The 16,808-nt window shown below is 64.3% G+C and carries 13 protein-coding genes; 5 read left to right on the plus strand and 8 right to left on the minus strand.

Annotated elements, in window-relative coordinates; genetic code table 11:
• The first annotated feature begins 228 nt into the window (after nucleotides 1-228).
• Nucleotides 229-1,131: an MBL fold metallo-hydrolase gene (locus tag Mame_RS18740; RefSeq protein WP_018066661.1), complete on the plus strand. Its 903-nt coding sequence runs from the start codon at nucleotides 229-231 to the stop codon at nucleotides 1,129-1,131.
• Here the strand turns inward: Mame_RS18740 and ppdK are convergent.
• The 4 genes from ppdK to Mame_RS18760 form a co-directional block, all read right to left on the minus strand.
• Nucleotides 1,113-3,788, minus strand: coding sequence for a pyruvate, phosphate dikinase (ppdK, locus tag Mame_RS18745; protein WP_018066660.1), 2,676 nt, complete (start codon nucleotides 3,786-3,788; stop codon nucleotides 1,113-1,115). The two genes, Mame_RS18740 and ppdK, sit on opposite strands and share 19 nt — an antisense overlap.
• A gap of 169 nt (nucleotides 3,789-3,957) precedes the next feature.
• Complete coding sequence (locus tag Mame_RS18750) at nucleotides 3,958-7,419, minus strand: chromosome segregation SMC family protein (RefSeq protein WP_018066659.1); 3,462 nt, start codon at nucleotides 7,417-7,419, stop codon at nucleotides 3,958-3,960.
• Nucleotides 7,420-7,740: 321 nt separating this feature from the next.
• Nucleotides 7,741-8,403 (minus strand): DsbA family protein, encoded by a 663-nt coding sequence (locus Mame_RS18755; protein WP_018066658.1) that lies wholly within the window; start codon nucleotides 8,401-8,403, stop codon nucleotides 7,741-7,743.
• A gap of 120 nt (nucleotides 8,404-8,523) precedes the next feature.
• The gene (locus tag Mame_RS18760) at nucleotides 8,524-9,033 is read right to left on the minus strand and encodes a DUF721 domain-containing protein (protein ID WP_018066657.1); all 510 of its coding nucleotides are present in this window, start codon (nucleotides 9,031-9,033) and stop codon (nucleotides 8,524-8,526) included.
• Nucleotides 9,034-9,134: 101 nt separating this feature from the next.
• On the opposite strand from Mame_RS18760, the gene mutY reads away from it, so the two are divergent.
• Nucleotides 9,135-10,205: an A/G-specific adenine glycosylase gene (gene mutY / locus Mame_RS18765; protein ID WP_018066656.1), complete on the plus strand. Its 1,071-nt coding sequence runs from the start codon at nucleotides 9,135-9,137 to the stop codon at nucleotides 10,203-10,205.
• Nucleotides 10,195-10,809 (plus strand): HAD family hydrolase, encoded by a 615-nt coding sequence (locus Mame_RS18770; protein WP_018066655.1) that lies wholly within the window; start codon nucleotides 10,195-10,197, stop codon nucleotides 10,807-10,809. The genes mutY and Mame_RS18770 overlap by 11 nt, the downstream gene beginning before the upstream one ends.
• A gap of 160 nt (nucleotides 10,810-10,969) precedes the next feature.
• On the opposite strand, the gene Mame_RS18775 is transcribed toward Mame_RS18770, so the two are convergent.
• The gene (locus Mame_RS18775) at nucleotides 10,970-12,091 is read right to left on the minus strand and encodes a site-specific DNA-methyltransferase (RefSeq protein ID WP_018066654.1); all 1,122 of its coding nucleotides are present in this window, start codon (nucleotides 12,089-12,091) and stop codon (nucleotides 10,970-10,972) included.
• A gap of 227 nt (nucleotides 12,092-12,318) precedes the next feature.
• Here Mame_RS18775 and Mame_RS18780 point away from each other — a divergent pair, with 227 nt between their 5' ends.
• Nucleotides 12,319-13,731 carry a DUF1254 domain-containing protein gene (locus Mame_RS18780; RefSeq protein WP_018066653.1) on the plus strand — a complete coding sequence of 471 codons (1,413 nt, stop codon included), beginning with the start codon at nucleotides 12,319-12,321 and terminating at the stop codon, nucleotides 13,729-13,731.
• 56 nt (nucleotides 13,732-13,787) lie between these two features.
• Here Mame_RS18780 and Mame_RS18785 read toward each other — a convergent pair whose 3' ends face one another.
• Nucleotides 13,788-14,300: a DUF6790 family protein gene (locus tag Mame_RS18785; protein ID WP_018066652.1), complete on the minus strand. Its 513-nt coding sequence runs from the start codon at nucleotides 14,298-14,300 to the stop codon at nucleotides 13,788-13,790.
• A 188-nt stretch (nucleotides 14,301-14,488) separates the two neighbouring features.
• Between Mame_RS18785 and Mame_RS18790 the strand changes: the two genes are divergently transcribed.
• On the plus strand, nucleotides 14,489-15,250 hold the full coding sequence (locus Mame_RS18790) for a glutaredoxin family protein (protein WP_018066651.1): 762 nt from the start codon (nucleotides 14,489-14,491) through the stop codon (nucleotides 15,248-15,250).
• Nucleotides 15,251-15,264: 14 nt separating this feature from the next.
• Here the strand turns inward: Mame_RS18790 and Mame_RS18795 are convergent, their stop codons facing one another.
• The gene (locus Mame_RS18795; protein ID WP_018066650.1) at nucleotides 15,265-16,089 is read right to left on the minus strand and encodes a TIGR00282 family metallophosphoesterase; all 825 of its coding nucleotides are present in this window, start codon (nucleotides 16,087-16,089) and stop codon (nucleotides 15,265-15,267) included.
• A gap of 105 nt (nucleotides 16,090-16,194) precedes the next feature.
• Nucleotides 16,195-16,788 carry a 5-formyltetrahydrofolate cyclo-ligase gene (locus Mame_RS18800; RefSeq protein ID WP_018066649.1) on the minus strand — a complete coding sequence of 198 codons (594 nt, stop codon included), beginning with the start codon at nucleotides 16,786-16,788 and terminating at the stop codon, nucleotides 16,195-16,197.
• Nucleotides 16,789-16,808 lie beyond the last annotated feature (20 nt).

Genomic DNA, 16,808 nt, shown 5'->3' on the forward strand with positions numbered 1-16,808 from the left:
CCGGTCTCAACGTCTAAATCTGTCCGCCTGACGAGATTCTCGCCGGCGACAGGAATTGGCGTTATTGAGCACCGTGCTTCCGTTCGGAGGTTCGGAGGCGCTCGCACTGGTCGAATCCATGCATCATGCTTTCAGGAAGTTCAATCCGATCTTCGGGCCAGCGGCTCCGGCCTTGCATTTTGCGCGCATGGTGTCAGACAGGCAGGGCAGAAGTTGAAGGAAATGCGAATGGGCATACCCGAATTCGATCCGGCCTATGGACGCGCCGTACCGCTTGCGGAAGGCATTGCGCGGTTGACGGCGAACAACCCCTCGCCGTTCACTTTTTTCGGCACGAACGGTTATCTCGTCGGCTCCAACGAGGTGGGCATCATCGATCCCGGGCCCGATATCGACGGGCATCTGGAGCACTGGCTTGCCGCGATCGACGGGCGCAGGGTCCGCTTCATCGCCGTCACCCACACCCATATGGACCATTCGCCGATGGCCCGCAGGCTGAAGGCTGAGACCGGGGCGCCGATCGCCGGCTTCGGCCCGCACGAGACCGCCCGCCCGCTTTTTGCCGGCGAGGTCAATCCCTTTGCCGAGAGCGCCGATAGCGCGCTTCAACCTGATATCGTTCTCGGCGACGGCGACACGATCGCCGCCGATAATGGCTTCGCGCTTCAGGCCGTGCACACGCCGGGCCACACCGCCAATCATCTCGCCTTCGCGCTTCAGGGCACCCCCTATCTGTTCTGCGGCGATCACGTGATGGACTGGTCGACCACGATCGTTGCCCCGCCCGACGGGTCGATGGGCGATTACATGGCCTCGATCGAGAAACTGCTGGAGCGTCCCGAAACGGTTTACATGTCCGGCCACGGCGACACGATCCGCGACGCCAAGGGCGTGTTGCGGGCCACTCGCTCGCACCGGCGCATGCGCGAAAAGGCGATCCTCGAACGGATCGCGACCGGAGACGAGACCATTGCCGAGATCGTCCAGGTGATCTACCGCACCACGGACCCGAAGCTCCATGGCGCGGCCGCGCTTTCCGTGCTGGCGCATCTGGAAGATCTGGTCGAGCGCGGCCGGGTGGAAACGGATGGACCGCCAATGCTGAAAAACCGTTACAGGCTTTCTGACTGAGACTGGCCGATCGTCGCCTGGGCGGCGGCAAGGCGGGCGGTCGGCACCCTGAACGGCGAACAGGAGACATAGTCCAGCGCGAGCCCCTCGCAGAAGCGGATCGAAACCGGATCGCCGCCATGCTCGCCACAGATGCCGATCTGGAGATCGCTTCGGGTCTGGCGGCCGCGCTCTGCGGCCATCCGCATCAGTTCGCCGACGCCGTCGAAATCCAGCGAGACGAACGGATCGCGCTCGATAATGCCTTTTTTCTGATAGGTGCCGATGAAGCCCGGCGCATCGTCACGCGACATCCCGAACGTCGTCTGGGTCAGGTCGTTTGTGCCGAGCGAGAAGAAGGCGGAGGTTTCGGCGATCTTGTGGGCGCGAAGGGCCGCGCGCGGCAGTTCGATCATGGTGCCGACGAGATACTCGATCTCCATGCCGGCTTCAGTCATCACCTCGCGGGCAACCGCGTCGATGCGTTCCTTCACATAGTCGAGCTCGGCGCGCAGCGACACAAGCGGCACCATGATTTCCGGCACCACCGCCTCGCCGGTGGCGCGGGCGGCGGCAACGGCGGCCTCGAAGATCGCCCGCGCCTGCATTTCGGTGATCTCCGGATAGGAGATCGCCAGCCGACAGCCGCGATGGCCGAGCATCGGGTTGAATTCATAAAGCGCGTCGAGGCGATGCCGAAGCGCCTGCTTGTCCATGCCGAGCGCGTCGGCGACATCGTCGACCTCGCTTTCGGTCTTCGGCAGGAACTCGTGCAGCGGCGGATCGAGCAGGCGGATGGTCACCGGCAGGCCGTGCATGATCGAAAACAGCGCCTCGAAATCGTCCCGCTGCATCGGCAGAAGCTGGTCGAGCGCGGCGCGCCTGCCCTCTTCCGTCTCGGCAAGGATCATCCGCCGCATCATGTGGATGCGGCCGCCCTCGAAGAACATGTGCTCGGTGCGGCAAAGGCCGATCCCCTCCGCGCCGAAATCGCGCGCCGCGCGGGCATCCGCCGGCGTATCGGCATTGGTGCGCACCTTCATCCGCCGCACATCGTCGGCCCATACCATCAGCCGCTGGAAATCCTCGGAAAGCGCGGGCTTCTGGGTTGGTGCTGCGCCCTTCATCACCCGGCCGGTGGCGCCGTCGATCGTCACCTTGTCGCCGGCATGGAGCATCACCCCGCCAATGCCGTGCAGGATGTTGTCGAACCGGTCGACTCGCATATTGCCCGCGCCGGTGACGCAGGGCACGCCCATGCCGCGGGCGACAACGGCCGCGTGGCTGGTCATGCCACCGCGCGTGGTGAGCACGCCGACCGCCGCGGTCATGCCCTGGATATCCTCCGGGCTGGTTTCGGTGCGCACCAGAATGACGCTGCGTTTTTCCGCCTTGGCGGCAATCGCCTCCTCGGCGGTGAACACGATCTCGCCGGTCACGGCCCCGGGCGAAGCCGGCAGGCCGGAGCCGATCTGGGTACCGCGATATTCCGGACGGATGGTCGGATGCAGCATCTGATCGAGCGTGGCCGGATCGATGCGCATGATCGCCTCGGAGCGGCTGATCAGCCCTTCATCGGCCATGTCCATGGCGATCCTGACGGCGGCGCCCGCCGCGCGCTTGCCGCTGCGGGTCTGCAGCATCCATAATTTGCCGCGCTCGATGGTGAATTCCATGTCCTGCATGTCGCCATACTGGCGCTCAAGCCGCGCCGCGATCGTCGCAAGTTCCGCAAACGCCTCCGGCATCAGCTTTTCAAGCGAGGGCTTTTCGCCGCCCGAGGCGATGCGGCCGGCCTCCGTGACGCTTTGCGGCGTGCGGATGCCGGCGACGACGTCCTCGCCCTGCGCGTTGACCAGAAACTCGCCGTAGAGCGCATTCTCGCCGGTGGACGGGTTGCGGGTAAACGCCACCCCGGTTGCCGATCCATTGCCGAGATTGCCGAACACCATGGCCTGAATATTGACCGCCGTGCCCCATTCCGTCGGAATGTTGTGCAGCGTCCGGTAGGCAACGGCGCGCGCGCTGGTCCAGCTTGAGAAAACCGCCGCGATCGCGCCCCAGAGCTGCTCGAACGGGTCCTGCGGGAAATCGCAGTCGAGTTCCTCGCTGAGAAGCTGCTTGTAGCTTGTGACGATATCCTCAAGCTGACCGGCCGTAAGCTGGGTCTCGGCCTGATGGCCAAGCTCGGACAACCGCTCCTCGAGAAGCTCCTCGAATACCTCCTGATCGAGCCCGAGCGCGACATCGCTGTACATCTGGATGAACCGGCGATAGCTGTCCCAGGCGAAACGGGCATCGCCGGTGTCGCGGGCAAGCGACAGCACGGTCTCGTCATTGAGGCCGAGATTGAGGATCGTGTCCATCATCCCCGGCATGGAGACGCGCGAACCGGAGCGGACCGAAAGCAGAAGCGGGCGTTCTCCGGAGCCGAAGCGGCGGCCGGTGGCCGCCTCGACCGCCGCTAGCCCTTCGGCGACCTCCTCCTTCAGCCCTTCAGGGAAGCTGCGACCGTTATCGTAGAAATAGCGGCAGACATCGGCGATGATGGTGAGGCCGGGCGGCACCGGCAGGCCCATGCGCGCCATTTCGGCAAGGCCCGCGCCCTTGCCGCCGAGCCGGTCGCGGTCAATCTCGTGCTCATCTCCCGCGCCGAAGCCGTAAACCCAATTCGCCATGCATCCGCCTTCACACGCCTTGGGGACCATCTCCACTGTTCCCGCAAGGCGCGAATTCCTCTTCTGGTGCGAGACGTTAGAGCATCATGGGCGAAATGAGAATTGGGCACTGGCGAAAAAAGCGCCGGTAGCACCGATCTTTGGCCGTTAACGCATCCCGCGACGGCTCTCAGACCTCTTCGACCAGCTTTTCGGCGGTCTGCAGGTCGACGGAGACCAGTTGCGACACGCCCTGCTCGGCCATGGTGACGCCGAACAACCGGTCCATGCGCGCCATGGTGATCGGGTTGTGGGTGATGACGATGAAGCGGGTTTCGGTGGTCGCCGCCATCTCGTCCAGCAGGTTGCAGTAGCGCTCGACATTGTGGTCGTCGAGCGGCGCGTCGACCTCGTCCAGCACGCAGATCGGCGCCGGATTGGTGAGGAACACGGCGAAGATCAGCGCCATCGCCGTCAGCGCCTGCTCGCCGCCGGAAAGCAGCGTCATGGTCTGCGGCTTCTTGCCCGGCGGCCGGGCGAGGATTTCCAGCCCAGCCTCCAGCGGATCGTCGGATTCGATCAGTTGCAACTCGGCCATACCGCCGCCGAACAGATGCACGAACAGCCGCTGAAACTGCTCGTTGACGGCGTCGAAGGCGGCCAGCAGGCGCTCGCGCCCTTCCCGGTTGAGGCTCTGGATCGCGCCGCGCAGCTTGCGGATCGCCTCGATGATATCGTCGCGTTCTTTGACCAGCGCGTCGAGTTGCGCCGAAAGCTCGCTCTGCTCCTCCTCGGCGCGCAGATTGACCGCGCCCAGCCGTTCGCGCTCGATCTTCAGCCGCTCCAGCGCGCGCTCCACCGAAACCGGTTCGGGAAGCTCCGCGTCGGGTGCGAGACCGGTCAGCCGGAACGCTTCGTGGGGGGCCACCTCCAGCACCTCAAAAATGCGCTTCTCCGCGCCCTCGCGGCGCTCGCGGGCAGACACCAGCCGCTCCTCGGCACGACCGCGCTTTTCGCGGGCCTCGGCCAGATTGGAAAGCGCCTGCGCGGCTTCCCTGTCGGCGTCGCGCTGCGCGGTCTCCGCCTCGGCCAGCCGGTCGGATGCGGCCTTGCGAGCCTCTTCCGCCTGCTCCAGTTCGCGAGTCAGCTGGCGGCGCTTCTCCTCGAATTCCTCAGGCGCTTCCTCAAGGGTTTCCAGCTCCTCGCGGGCTTCCTCCTCGCGGGCCTTCAAGGTTTCGATCTGCGATTGCGCGCTCCTGGCGCGGTTCTGCCAGCTTGCGCGCTCCTGCCCGATCGCGGTCAGGCGGCGCTGGCGGGAATCGTTCTCGCGCAGCAGCCCGTCGTGGCGGGCGCGGACCTCGGCCAGTTCGCCGCGATGGCGCGACACCTCGGCGCCCTGCGCGGCCAGCCGGTTTTCCAGCGCAGAGTAGTCCGGCGCCTCGGCAAGGGCGGCCGACGCATTCTCGAAGCTCAGCACGATATCCTCGCCCTGCGCCTGCAACTGGCTCAGCGTTTCGGCGGCGACATCGCGGCGGCGCACCAGTTCGCCGGATGCGCGCTCGGCCTCGGCAAGCGCTGCACGGGCATCGGCGACCGTGCGCCCGGCCATGCGCACCGCCTCGCGGGCGGCGGTAACCGCCTGCTCCTGCGCGCGCACCGCCTCGCTGGCCTCGACCTGCACCGCCCGGGCATCTTCCAGGGCCACCTCGGCCTCCCGGCGCTCCTCCTCCAGCGCGGCGAGCCGATTCTTCTGCGACAGCCTGAGGGCTGCGGCACTTGGCGCGTCCGCGCCCTTGATGAAGCCATCCCAGCGATAGACCGCGCCGGCCTCGGTGACCAGCTCCTGACCGGGCGCGAGTTTTGCCATCAGGGCGAGAGCGGCATCGTCGGCCACAAGCCCCACCTGGCGCAGGCGGCGCGACACTTCGGCGGGCGCGTCGACAAGCGTGTTCAACGGGCGGCAACCCTCCGGAAGCGCGGCATCGTCCCCGCCATCGCCATTGCCGTGCCAATGCGCCGGGGCATCGGCCTCCAGCGGCGCGTCGAGGTCATCGCCCAGGACCGCGCCAAGCGCGGTCTCATAGCCATGCTCGATGCTGAGCAGTTCGGCAAGCGGGGTGAAATCGCCGGCGGCGGCGCTTGCGGCCAGCATCCTGTCGATCGTGCGCGCCTCGGTCTCGATTTCCGACAGTCTGGCGCGCGCGGCTTCCACCGGCTGGCGGGTCAGCGCCTCGTTGCGGCGCGCCTCTGCAAGCTGCTCATCGGCCTCCTCGGCGGCGGCAATCGCCTCTTCCTCGGCGATCGCGGCCTCTTCCAGCGCCGCCTGTTTTTCGGCTGGGTCCGGCAGGCCGGCAATGCGCTCGCTGATCGCCGCAAGCTCGGATTGTGCATCTCCGATCTGGCGCTCAATCCGCTGGCGGCGGTCGGAAAGCTCCGAAATGGTCCGCTCAAGCTGCGACCGGTTGGCGGCCGCCTCGGCCCGTTCGGCCGTCAGCGCGGTGAACACCGCCTCGCTTTCGCCAAGCCGGGCCGCGGCCTCGTCCATCTTCTCCCGGGCCTCGGCAAGCTCCTCGCCGGAAAACCCGATCAGCTCGGTAAGCTCGGCCTCTTCCTCATCCAGACGCGCGAGGATCGCGCTGTTGTCGGCGATCATCGCCTCCTCGCGGCGGATGTCCTCGCCAAGCTGAAGCAGGCGGCGGGAGAGTTCGTCGCGGCGCTGTGTCAGACGCGAGGCATCATCCTCAAGCTGACGGCGGGCAATCTGCAGGCGCTGCAGAAGGGCCGCGGCCTTGACTTCCGCATCGCGCAGTTCGGGCGTCTTCAGGCCGGCAATCGCCTGGGCCTTGGCCGCCTCCATCTGCTGGTTGGCGCGCTCGGCCACCGTCGCGGTCAACTGGTTGAGCGCGCTGGTCGCCTCGGCCTCCGCCGTCTTGGCATCGACCCAGCGTAGATGCAGCAGGATCGCGTCATGGGCGCGGATATCGGCCGACAGCATCTTGAACCGGGTCGCCTGCCGGGTCTGGCGCTTCAGGCTCTCGATCTGGCTGGTCAACTGCCCGGTGACGTCCTCGAGCCGCTCCAGATTGGTCTCGGCCGCGCGCAGGCGGAGTTCCGCCTCGTGGCGGCGGGAATAAAGCCCGGAAATGCCGGCGGCCTCTTCCAGAAGCTGGCGACGGGCCTGCGGCTTTGCCTGGATCAGCTCGCCGATCCGCCCCTGCCCGACCATGGAGGGCGAGCGGGCCCCGGTCGAGGCGTCGGCGAACAGCAGTTGGACATCCTTGGCGCGGGCCTCCTTGCCATTGATGCGGTATTGCGAGCCCTGCTCGCGCATGATCCGGCGCGTGACCTGGATTTCGTCGCTATCGTTGAAGGCGGCGGGCGCGGTGCGGTCCGAATTGTCGATATGGAGGCCGACTTCGGCGGCGTTGCGCGCCGGGCGATTGCCGGAGCCGGAGAAGATCACGTCGTCCATGCCCGAGGCGCGCATGTTCTTGTAGGAATTTTCTCCCATCACCCAGCGTAGCGCCTCGACAAGGTTCGACTTGCCGCAGCCATTCGGCCCGACCACGCCGGTGAGCCCCGGCGCGATGATGAAATCACTTGCCTCGACAAAGGATTTGAAGCCGATCAGGCGCAGGCGGTTGAACTTCATGCCGCCGGCCCCTTGCGGACAATCAGCGCGCCGCCGCCAACCGTGCCCGAACCTATGCCTATCGATATGATGGACCAACCCGCCGCTTGCCGATCTCCCCCCTTGAGGGGGAGATGCCCGGCAGGGCAGAGAGGGGTGAAACGCCGGCCCGATATTCCGAGCCTGTTGAGAGGGTTCACCCCTCTCTGTCGCTTTCGCGACATCTCCCCCTCAAGGGGGGAGATTGATGGCGTCTTGGCAAACGCTCGTCTTTTGGGCCGCCCAAACGCAAAAAAGCGCGCGCCATCGCTGGCGCGCGCCCGAAACTCTTCGAACGTACGGTCAAAGCATGCTGTTGATGAGGGCCGACATGGTGTCAACCGACATATCCCCCGCATATTTCTTTCCGTTGATCAGGAAGGTCGGCGTGGCATTGACCCCGAATTCATCCGCACCGCGCGTTCTGACTGCATTAATGTCATCAAGCAGCTTCTGGTCCGTCAAGCAAGCCTGAAAGCTTTCCTGTGTAAAACCGGCGAGTTTCGCCATTTGCAGCATGGCGGCGCTGCCGTCTTCGGCCGTTGCCCATGTGCGCTGCTGCTGGAACATCATGTCGATGAACGGCAGATACTTGTCGTTGGGCGTGCAGCGGGCCAGCATGAAGGCGGCCATGGCGCGCGGGTCGAAGGGGAATTCGCGGAAGATATAATAGACCTTGCCGGTATCGATGAAGTTTTCCTTGATCGCCGGAAAGGTATCTTCCTGATACTTGGCGCAATGCGGGCAGGTCATGGACATGTATTCGATGATCTTGACCGGCGCATCCGGCTCACCAAGCGCGATCTCCGGAAGGCTGCCGGGCTCAAGCGCCTTGTCCATATCGACGCTGCCCTGGCTCTTCGGCAGGTCCTGCGCCAGCGCGGATGAGAAGCCCATGGAGCCGATGGCCGCGCCGACAGCCGCGCCGCGCAGCAGGTTCCGCTTTGTGATCTCGAATTCAGGCATATCCTGTACCTCGTCTGTTTCCCGTAACTCTCACTAGCGACCGCGGCCAGAATCCACAAGCCGCCCGCCGCGCCAAGGCTTCAAAGAAATGTGACCGGAGCATGCTGAACAGCGCCTGAACTAGCGACGCTTGTTGCGCTTCTCACTCATAACGCCGGCGCCGAGCCGCATGATCGCCTTCCTCAGCGCCTCGGATTCGATGCCTGCGAGCCGGGCCTCCAGATCCCGCGTTTCGGACGGTGACAGCGTAGGCTTCGGGCGATGATTTCCGCCGAGCGGCTGCACCGGTTTTTGAACCACCCTCACCCGCTCGATCGCCACATAGCCGAAAAAGCCGTTGACCCGGTGGATCAGTTCGTCCTGGGCGTGGGTGAGAAACAGAACCCGCGCGCCCTCGCAGGCGATCGTCAGCGTTCCCGGCTTGAAACCGCCGTCCTCGTTTGCGCCGTTCCGCTTCGGCCAGGCGATCTTTTCGGGACGGGAGAACTCGGCATAGGTCTCGCCGGCGATCTCCGGCCAGGCATTGAGAAGGGCGGTGGAAATGCCGGCGCGTTTTGCGAGGATCGGATCGATGAGGCTGTTGGCGACATCGGCAATCTGGCTGGCGCTTCTGGAACGAGTGGGACGCATGGGGCTTTCTCGACACGGAACATGAAAACGGGCGACAGATATTGCCCGTTTCGGTCTGGCACTGTACGCGATCAGGAGACAAAGCGCAGCACCGGAATTTCATGGACCACTTTTCTTACGACCTGCTTACCTGGTACGACCGCCACCACCGCGACCTGCCCTGGCGGACCGGCCCCGGCGACCGATTGAAGGGCGAAAGAGCCGATCCCTACCATGTCTGGCTCTCCGAGATCATGCTGCAGCAGACCACGGTGCAGGCGGTAAAGGCCTATTACGAAAAATTCCTCGCCCGCTGGCCGAGGGTCGAAGACCTCGCCGCCGCCGAAACCGACGAAGTCATGGCCGCCTGGGCCGGGCTCGGTTACTACGCCCGCGCCCGCAATCTGAAGAAATGCGCCGAAACGATCGCGCGCGAGCATGGCGGCGTGTTTCCCGACACGCTCGAAGGGCTGAAGGCGTTGCCCGGCATCGGCGATTACACCGCCGCCGCAATCGCCGCGATCGCCTTCGACCGCCCGGAAACCGTGGTGGACGGCAATGTCGAGCGGGTCGTCACCCGGCTTTTCGCGATCGAGACGCCGCTGCCCGCCGCCAAGCCCGAAATCCGCTCATGGACCGCCAAGCTGACGCCGCGCGAACGGCCCGGCGATTTCGCCCAGGCGATGATGGATCTCGGCGCCACGATCTGCACGCCGAAGCGACCGGCCTGCGCGCTCTGTCCGTTCCGCGCGCACTGTCTGGCGCTGGCCAATGACGATCCCGAGCGGTTTCCGCTGAAGATGCCGAAAGCCGCACGGCCGGTGCGCCGGGGCGCGGCCTTCGTGGCCGAAACGCCGGATGGTCGCGTGCTGCTGCGCACCCGGCCCGAAGCGGGGCTCCTGGGCGGCATGGCGGAACCGCCGACCACAGGCTGGACGGCCCGCCAGGATGGCGAGACCGGCAGCGACGCCGCCCCCTTTGCCGCCGAGTGGAGCCATGCGGGTGAGATCACCCACGTCTTCACTCATTTCGAGCTGCGGCTTTCCGTCTGGCATGCGGTGACCTCCGAACGCCCCGTTGCGGGCGGGCGATGGGAAAGCGGGCTTGGCGAAAAAGCGCTTCCCAGTGTAATGAAGAAGGCCATTTCCAAGGCCATACCCGATGCATTCAAACGGAGACCCCATGACCGCTGAAATCCGCCATATCGTCTACGACATCGGCCAGGTTCTGGTGCATTACGACCCGCTGATCCCGTTCAAGCGCATCATCCCGGACGAGGAAAAGCGGAACCGGTTCTTCGCGGAAGTCTGCACCAATGCCTGGAACCACGAACAGGATCGCGGCCGTCCCTGGACAGAAGCCGAGGCCGAGGCGATTGCCCGCCATCCGGAAGAGGCCGACAATATCCGCGCCTTCCGCGCCAACTGGGAAGAGATGATCCCCTATTGCTATGATGATTCCGTGGCCCTGTTCCGCAAGCTCGCCGCCTCAAAGCATGATGTCACCCTGCTGACCAATTTTGCGCCCGACACCTTCACGATCTGCCGCGCGCGCTATCCGTTTCTGGAGGAAGGCCGGGGCATCACGGTTTCCGGCGAGATTGGCATGGTCAAGCCCGACCGCGACATCTTCGAGCGCCATGCCGAGACCTTCGGCCTGACGCCGGAGGCAACGCTGTTCATCGATGACAAGGCGGAAAATATCGAGGGCGCGAAAACAGCCGGATGGCACGGCATCCGCTTCATCGACGCCGCCCAGCTGGAACGCGATCTCGCCAAATACGGTATCACCGTATGAAAGATTTCGGGCCCGGCAGGGACCGGGCCCGAAGGATGCGTCTTATCTGGAGGTCAGGACGCCTTTTGCAGGGTTTGCCTAACAACCGATAAACGATAATGCTAAACAAATTCTATATTTAGTTGCACTCTCGCTAATATAGGTTGTATGTCGCGAGGCCTCAGATTTCGGCGGTCGCCGCGCGTATCTCGCCGCGCAGCCGGTCGATCGGGTGGCGCTTTCCGGCCTCCTCGTAATGCCAATAGGTCCAGCCATTGCAGGCCTCCGCGCCCTGCACCTGGGCGCCCAGCCGGTGGATCGAGCCGGCGGTCTGGCCGCTGACCAGCGTTCCGTCGGCGCGCACCAGCGCCACATGGTCGCCCTTGGGCGACGTCAGGCGGTCGCCGGGCGAAAGCAGGCCGCTCTCGATCAGCGAGACGAAGGCGACGCGCGGCAGCGATTTTTTACTCGGCAGCGGCTTCAGCATGTCCGCCGCAAGCGGATCGATCGCGTCGATACGCGCCTGCGCGGCATCGATATAATCCTGTTCGCGTTCCACGCCGACGAAATGGCGGCCGAGCCGCTTGGCGACCGCGCCGGTGGTGCCGGAGCCGAAGAATGGATCGAGCACGACATCGCCGGGCTTCGTGGAGGACAGGATGATGCGCGACAAGAGCGCCTCCGGCTTCTGGGTCGGATGGACCTTGCGGCCCTCCTCATCCTTCAGCCGCTCGCCGCCTGAGCAGATCGGAAACAGCCAGTCGGAACGCATCTGCACATCGTCATTGGCCGCCTTCATCGCGTCGTAATTGAAGGTATAGCCCTTGGTTTCCGAATTGGGGCTCGCCCAGATCATGGTTTCATGCGCGTTCTGGAACCGGCGGCCCTTGAAATTTGGCATCGGATTGGTCTTGCGCCAGACGATGTCGTTCAGGATCCAGAATCCGAGATCCTGCATCTTGGCGCCGACGCGGAAGATGTTGTGATAGGAGCCGATCACCCAGATCGTGCCGGTGGGCTTCAGCACCCGTTTGCAGGCGAGCAGCCAGGCGCGGGTGAAGGCATCATAGACCTCGAACGAGGCGAACTGGTCCCAGGCGTCATCGACCGCATCGACCTTCGATTGGTCGGGGCGATGAAGCACGCCGCCAAGCTGGAGGTTATACGGCGGATCGGCGAAGATCGCGTCGACCGAGTGATCGGGCAGGTTTTCAAGTGCTGCAACGCAATCGCCCTTGATGATGGTGTCGAGCCACGGCGCGGGACGCGCCGCCTTTGCCTGAAGGGCGGAAACCGGAACCATGTGATACTCGCTTGTTACACGTACTCGAAAACTGGTGACGAAGCGGATTCTCCGCGAGTTTGGTTACCAAAGCCTGAAGCCCGCGCAAAAATGTCGCGGCCCGCTTTTCCCACATCACAAGTGTATGGACATGCTGTATTCATATTTCAGGTTGTATAGAAGCTGGGATTGAAACCGCCGCCGGCACGCGCAGCTTGCGACGGCACTGTGCGTAACAGGAGATACAGATGTACAAGCCCTTCATCACAGGCTTTGCAATCGCAGGCCTTCTTCTCGGCCCGGTCAGCGGCCTTGCCGCCGACGAACCCAATGATACCGCCGCCATCGCCGAGCAGGCCACCGTCTACGGCCTGCCGATGGTGGACCTCTACAAGCTGATGTACGATCAGGCGATCGACACGGACGGTTCGCAGTTCAAGGCCCCGTTCAACACGCTGCACAATGAATCCAACGTGTTCACCCCGGCTGACACCTCGATCGTCACCCCGAACAGCGACACCCCCTATTCCGAACTGTGGATGGACCTGCGGGCCGAGCCGCTGGTGTTGTGCGTGCCGGCGGTCGACAAGGACCGCTATTACTCGGTGATGCTGACATCGCTCTACACCTTCAATTTCGGCTATATCGGCTCGCGCGCCACCGGCAACGACGCCGCCTGTTACGCCGTGGCCGGTCCCGACTGGAAGGCTGACGCGCCGAAGGGGATCGCCAAGGTGTTCCAGTCGGAAACCGAATTCGCGACCGCGCTTTATCGCACGCAGCTCTTCAACCCGGGCGATATCGACAATGTCCGCAAGGTTCAGGCCGGCTATACGGTGGAGCCGCTTTCAGCTTTCCTCGGCGAAGCAGCGCCGGCGCCCGCGCCCGCCATTGACTGGCCGGAAATCGATGACCAGTCGGCGAAGGAAAATCCCCTCGGCTACCTCGCCTTCCTGCTCCAGTTCGCGCCGGCGACCGGCCCGGCGGCCGTGGAGCAGCCGCTGCGCGAAAAATTCGCCAGTATCGGGCTGGAAGCCGGAAAGCCGTTCCCGCCGGCCGGCACCAGCGACGCCGAACTTGCGGCGATCCAGCAGGGCGTGAAGGCCGCCCGCGCCGATATCGCAAACGCGATCAAATCCATGGGCAAGATCGAAAACGGCTGGAGCGTGAGCACGGGCATTCAGGGCAACCGCGATGGCTATGCCGGCAATTGGGGCCTGCGCGCGGCCGTCGCCGTCGCGGGCCTTCTTGCCAATGACACCGCCGAGGCGGTCTATCCGATCACCAATATCGACATCGACCACAACAGGCTGGACGGCTCGAAATCGGATTACACCATCACCTTCAAACCTGGCGAACTGCCGCCCGCCAGCGCCTTCTGGTCGGTCACCATGTATGACGGCAAGACCCAGCATCTCGTGCCCAACCCGATCGACCGCTATCTCATCAACGCCCCGATGCTGCCGGAGCTGACCAAGAACGCCGACGGCTCGCTCACCCTCTACATCCAGAAGGACGCGCCGACGGACCCGGCGAAAAAGGCCAACTGGCTGCCCGCGCCCGACGGGCCCTTTTATGTCGCGATGCGCATCTACTGGCCGAAACAGGCGGTGCTCGACGGCGACTGGCAACCGCCCGGGATCGTGCCCCATAAAGGCTGATACAGCAGGCGGTTGTATCTTCGCGACGCGGCCGCGATCCGTTCAGACCGGCGCGTTCAAGCAGACCGATGCGATCCCTCCCGGCTCATCGCCAGCAGTGCGAGCCCGACGACCGGCAGCAGGATATCGGTCCAGAACACGACGCCGGCATTGCCCGGCGCGAAATTGTGGGAGCGCACCATATCGATCACGTGGCCGACCGCTGCCCCCCAGAGGAAGCAGGTGGGGCCGACGATCGCGGCGATCCTCAGGCCGCGATTGCCGGCAAAGGCCATGAATCCGACCACGGCGAAGCCGAGGCTTGCATAGCCGACCTCCGCCTGGAACGGGCTGTCCGCCCAGCCGATGAACGAGGCCGTCATCTTGCCGAAGAAGACATGCATGACGAAGTTGTAGAACAGCGAGACGCCGATCGAGAAGAACAGGAACCAGGCCAGCAAGGCCTCGACCACGGCGCCGTGCGGACGCGGCGGCCGCTGCGCGGCAAGCGCGATCGCCGCGGCGATGAGGCCGAAGATGAAACAGGTCAATGTGAAGTTCGAAAGCGCAAAGGTGATCGCAGCGGCCATCCGGCCCTCCCTCTCTCCGCCGCCCAGCGCGGCGCCCGGCCCGCATGATAGCGCCGGACGGCGTATCTGGAAATCGGCTTTCGCCGCCCCGGGAACATAAACGAGGGCGCTTCGTTGGACGTGAAAGAGCCGTTTCCCGATCTCTGTGACGGACACGGCCCAAACGCCTGCAGGATTGGAGGGAAAGAATGGCCGAGACCGCGAAAACCGCCAGACTTTACCGGATGGTGATGCCCGATCACATCTGCCCCTATGGCCTAAAATCCAAGGACATGCTGGAGCGGCACGGCTATCGGGTCGAAGATCACCATCTGAAGACGCGCGAGGAAACCGATGCCTTTCAGCGCAAGCATGATGTCGAAACAACGCCGCAGACCTTTATCGAGGACGAGCGGATCGGCGGCTATGACGATCTCAGGGTATTTCTCGGCGTCGACCCGCCCAAGGAAGAGCAATCCGATACCAGCTATCGTCCGGTGATCGCGATCTTTTCGGTCGCGGCCCTGCTCGCGCTGGGCCTTGCCCTTCACCAGTACGGCACCGTGCTGACATGGCAGACCGTGATCTGGTTCATCTCGCTCTCGATGACGATCCTCGCGATCCAGAAACTGCAGGATGTGGAACAGTTCTCGATCATGTTCCTGAATTATGATCTGCTCGCGAGACGCTTTGTACCCTATGGCAAGGTCTATCCCTATGGCGAGGCTGTTGCGGGCATCCTGATGACCGCCGGTCTGTTGCCCTGGCTCTCCGCGCCGGTGGCGCTATTTGTCGGCACGGTCGGCGCGGTCAGTGTGTTCAAGGCCGTCTATATCGACAAGCGCGAACTGAAATGCGCCTGCGTCGGCGGCAATTCGTCCGTTCCGCTGGGCTTCATCTCGCTGACCGAGAACCTGATGATGATCCTGATGGGCCTGTGGATGGGCAGCCGGTTTCTTCTGGGCGCCTGAGAACGCTATTCCCGCTACGCCCAGAACCCCGGCACCGTCTCCTCAAGCCGCGGCCCGAGCCTGAGCGGCGCGATCTTTTCCGCCAGTCCCGTGCGATCCGATATCTCGACGCCAAGCCCGCAGATGGTGGCCGGGCCGGTGGCGGCCTCGAAGCGGGACTTGTTCATTTTCGAGATGAAGCGGTTGAGCGGCTCTTCCTTGTCCATGCCGAGCGAGGAATCGTAATCGCCGCACATGCCGGCATCCGACATGAAGCCCGTGCCGCCGTTCAAAATCTGGCAATCGGCGGTCGGCACGTGGGTGTGGGTGCCGACGACGAGGCTGGCGCGGCCATCGACGAAATGACCGAAGGCCTGCTTCTCGCTGGTCGCCTCGGCATGGAAATCGAACACAATCGCATCGGCCTCGCTTTTCAGCGGGCAAGCTTCCAGAATGGTCTCGGCGGCCTTGAATGGATCGTCCAGCTCGGGATGCATGAACACCCGGCCCATGATGTTGGCGACCAGAACCCGCGCGCCGTTTCTGGCGTAATAGAGCGATGAGCCGCGCCCAGGCGTGCCTGCCGGATAATTAGCGGGGCGCAGAAACTGCTCATGCCGGTCGGCGAAGATGATGGCGTCCTTCTGGTCCCAGACATGGTTACCGGTGGTCACCACATCGGCGCCGGCGTCGATCGTGTCCTGGAAGATCGTCTCGGTGATGCCGAAGCCGCCGGCGGCATTCTCGCCGTTGACGATCACGAAATCGAGCTTCAGGTCGCTGATAAGGCCGGGCAATCGTTCCCACACCGCCGTGCGCCCCGTCTTGCCGACCATATCCCCCAGAAAAAGCAAACGCATGAAATTCCATCCTGCCGCGCGCGCCGCGCATTGGTTTTGCGCCGGTTTAGAGCCGTTGAGGCGGTCATGGCAATGATTTTATGCCGCGAGAGGGAACGCGGCGGCTCAGAGGCCTTCCGGCCGATCGCCGAACCAGGCAAGCCCCGTCTCGGTGATCACGCCATCGAGCGGCATGTCATGGGCTTCGGCGGGCACTGCCGGCGCTTCCTGAAGATCGAAGGCGACGGCGATCAAAAGCGGCTTGCGGCCCTTTGCAACGAGCCGCTCGATCGCGCGGTCATAATGGCCGGCGCCATAGCCGATGCGGTTGCCCTGCCGGTCGAACACGGAAAGCGGCATCAGCAGAATATCCGGGTCGACGATCTCCGCCTCCTCCCCCGGAGCCATTGTGCCGAAGCCGCCGGGCACAAGCTTTCCGGCGGCGGTGTGGGCGCGGAAGACGATGGTCTCGCGGTCGATGACAGCGGGAAGCGCAAGCCGCGCGCCGGCATCCTCCAGCATGTGGGCGAGCAGCGCGACATCGACTTCGGAACGGATCGGGTGATAGGCGGCAACGCACTTGCCGGCGGCAAACCGCGACAGCGCCTCGGCGCCATGGGTGGCGATCGCCAGGCTTTTCTCCTGCCGCTCGTCAACGGACAGCGCGTCGCGCCTTCTCAGGCTCGCGCTGCGCAGTTCGGGTTTTGTGAGAAGGGCCAAGAGAGTTCTCCCCCGGTAAG

The organism is Martelella mediterranea DSM 17316, assembly GCF_002043005.1.
GTDB lineage: Bacteria > Pseudomonadota > Alphaproteobacteria > Rhizobiales > Rhizobiaceae > Martelella > Martelella mediterranea.

Excerpts from the sequence above, each read along its gene's own strand:
- Mame_RS18740 (WP_018066661.1), top strand. The coding sequence starts at position 229 with ATGGGCATACCCGAATTCGATCCGGCCTATGGACGCGCCGTACCGCTT.
- ppdK (WP_018066660.1), bottom strand. The coding sequence starts at position 3,788 with ATGGCGAATTGGGTTTACGGCTTCGGCGCGGGAGATGAGCACGAGATT.
- Mame_RS18750 (WP_018066659.1), bottom strand. The coding sequence starts at position 7,419 with ATGAAGTTCAACCGCCTGCGCCTGATCGGCTTCAAATCCTTTGTCGAG.
- Mame_RS18755 (WP_018066658.1), bottom strand. The coding sequence starts at position 8,403 with ATGCCTGAATTCGAGATCACAAAGCGGAACCTGCTGCGCGGCGCGGCT.
- Mame_RS18760 (WP_018066657.1), bottom strand. The coding sequence starts at position 9,033 with ATGCGTCCCACTCGTTCCAGAAGCGCCAGCCAGATTGCCGATGTCGCC.
- mutY (WP_018066656.1), top strand. The coding sequence starts at position 9,135 with ATGGACCACTTTTCTTACGACCTGCTTACCTGGTACGACCGCCACCAC.
- Mame_RS18770 (WP_018066655.1), top strand. The coding sequence starts at position 10,195 with ATGACCGCTGAAATCCGCCATATCGTCTACGACATCGGCCAGGTTCTG.
- Mame_RS18775 (WP_018066654.1), bottom strand. The coding sequence starts at position 12,091 with ATGGTTCCGGTTTCCGCCCTTCAGGCAAAGGCGGCGCGTCCCGCGCCG.
- Mame_RS18780 (WP_018066653.1), top strand. The coding sequence starts at position 12,319 with ATGTACAAGCCCTTCATCACAGGCTTTGCAATCGCAGGCCTTCTTCTC.
- Mame_RS18785 (WP_018066652.1), bottom strand. The coding sequence starts at position 14,300 with ATGGCCGCTGCGATCACCTTTGCGCTTTCGAACTTCACATTGACCTGT.
- Mame_RS18790 (WP_018066651.1), top strand. The coding sequence starts at position 14,489 with ATGGCCGAGACCGCGAAAACCGCCAGACTTTACCGGATGGTGATGCCC.
- Mame_RS18795 (WP_018066650.1), bottom strand. The coding sequence starts at position 16,089 with ATGCGTTTGCTTTTTCTGGGGGATATGGTCGGCAAGACGGGGCGCACG.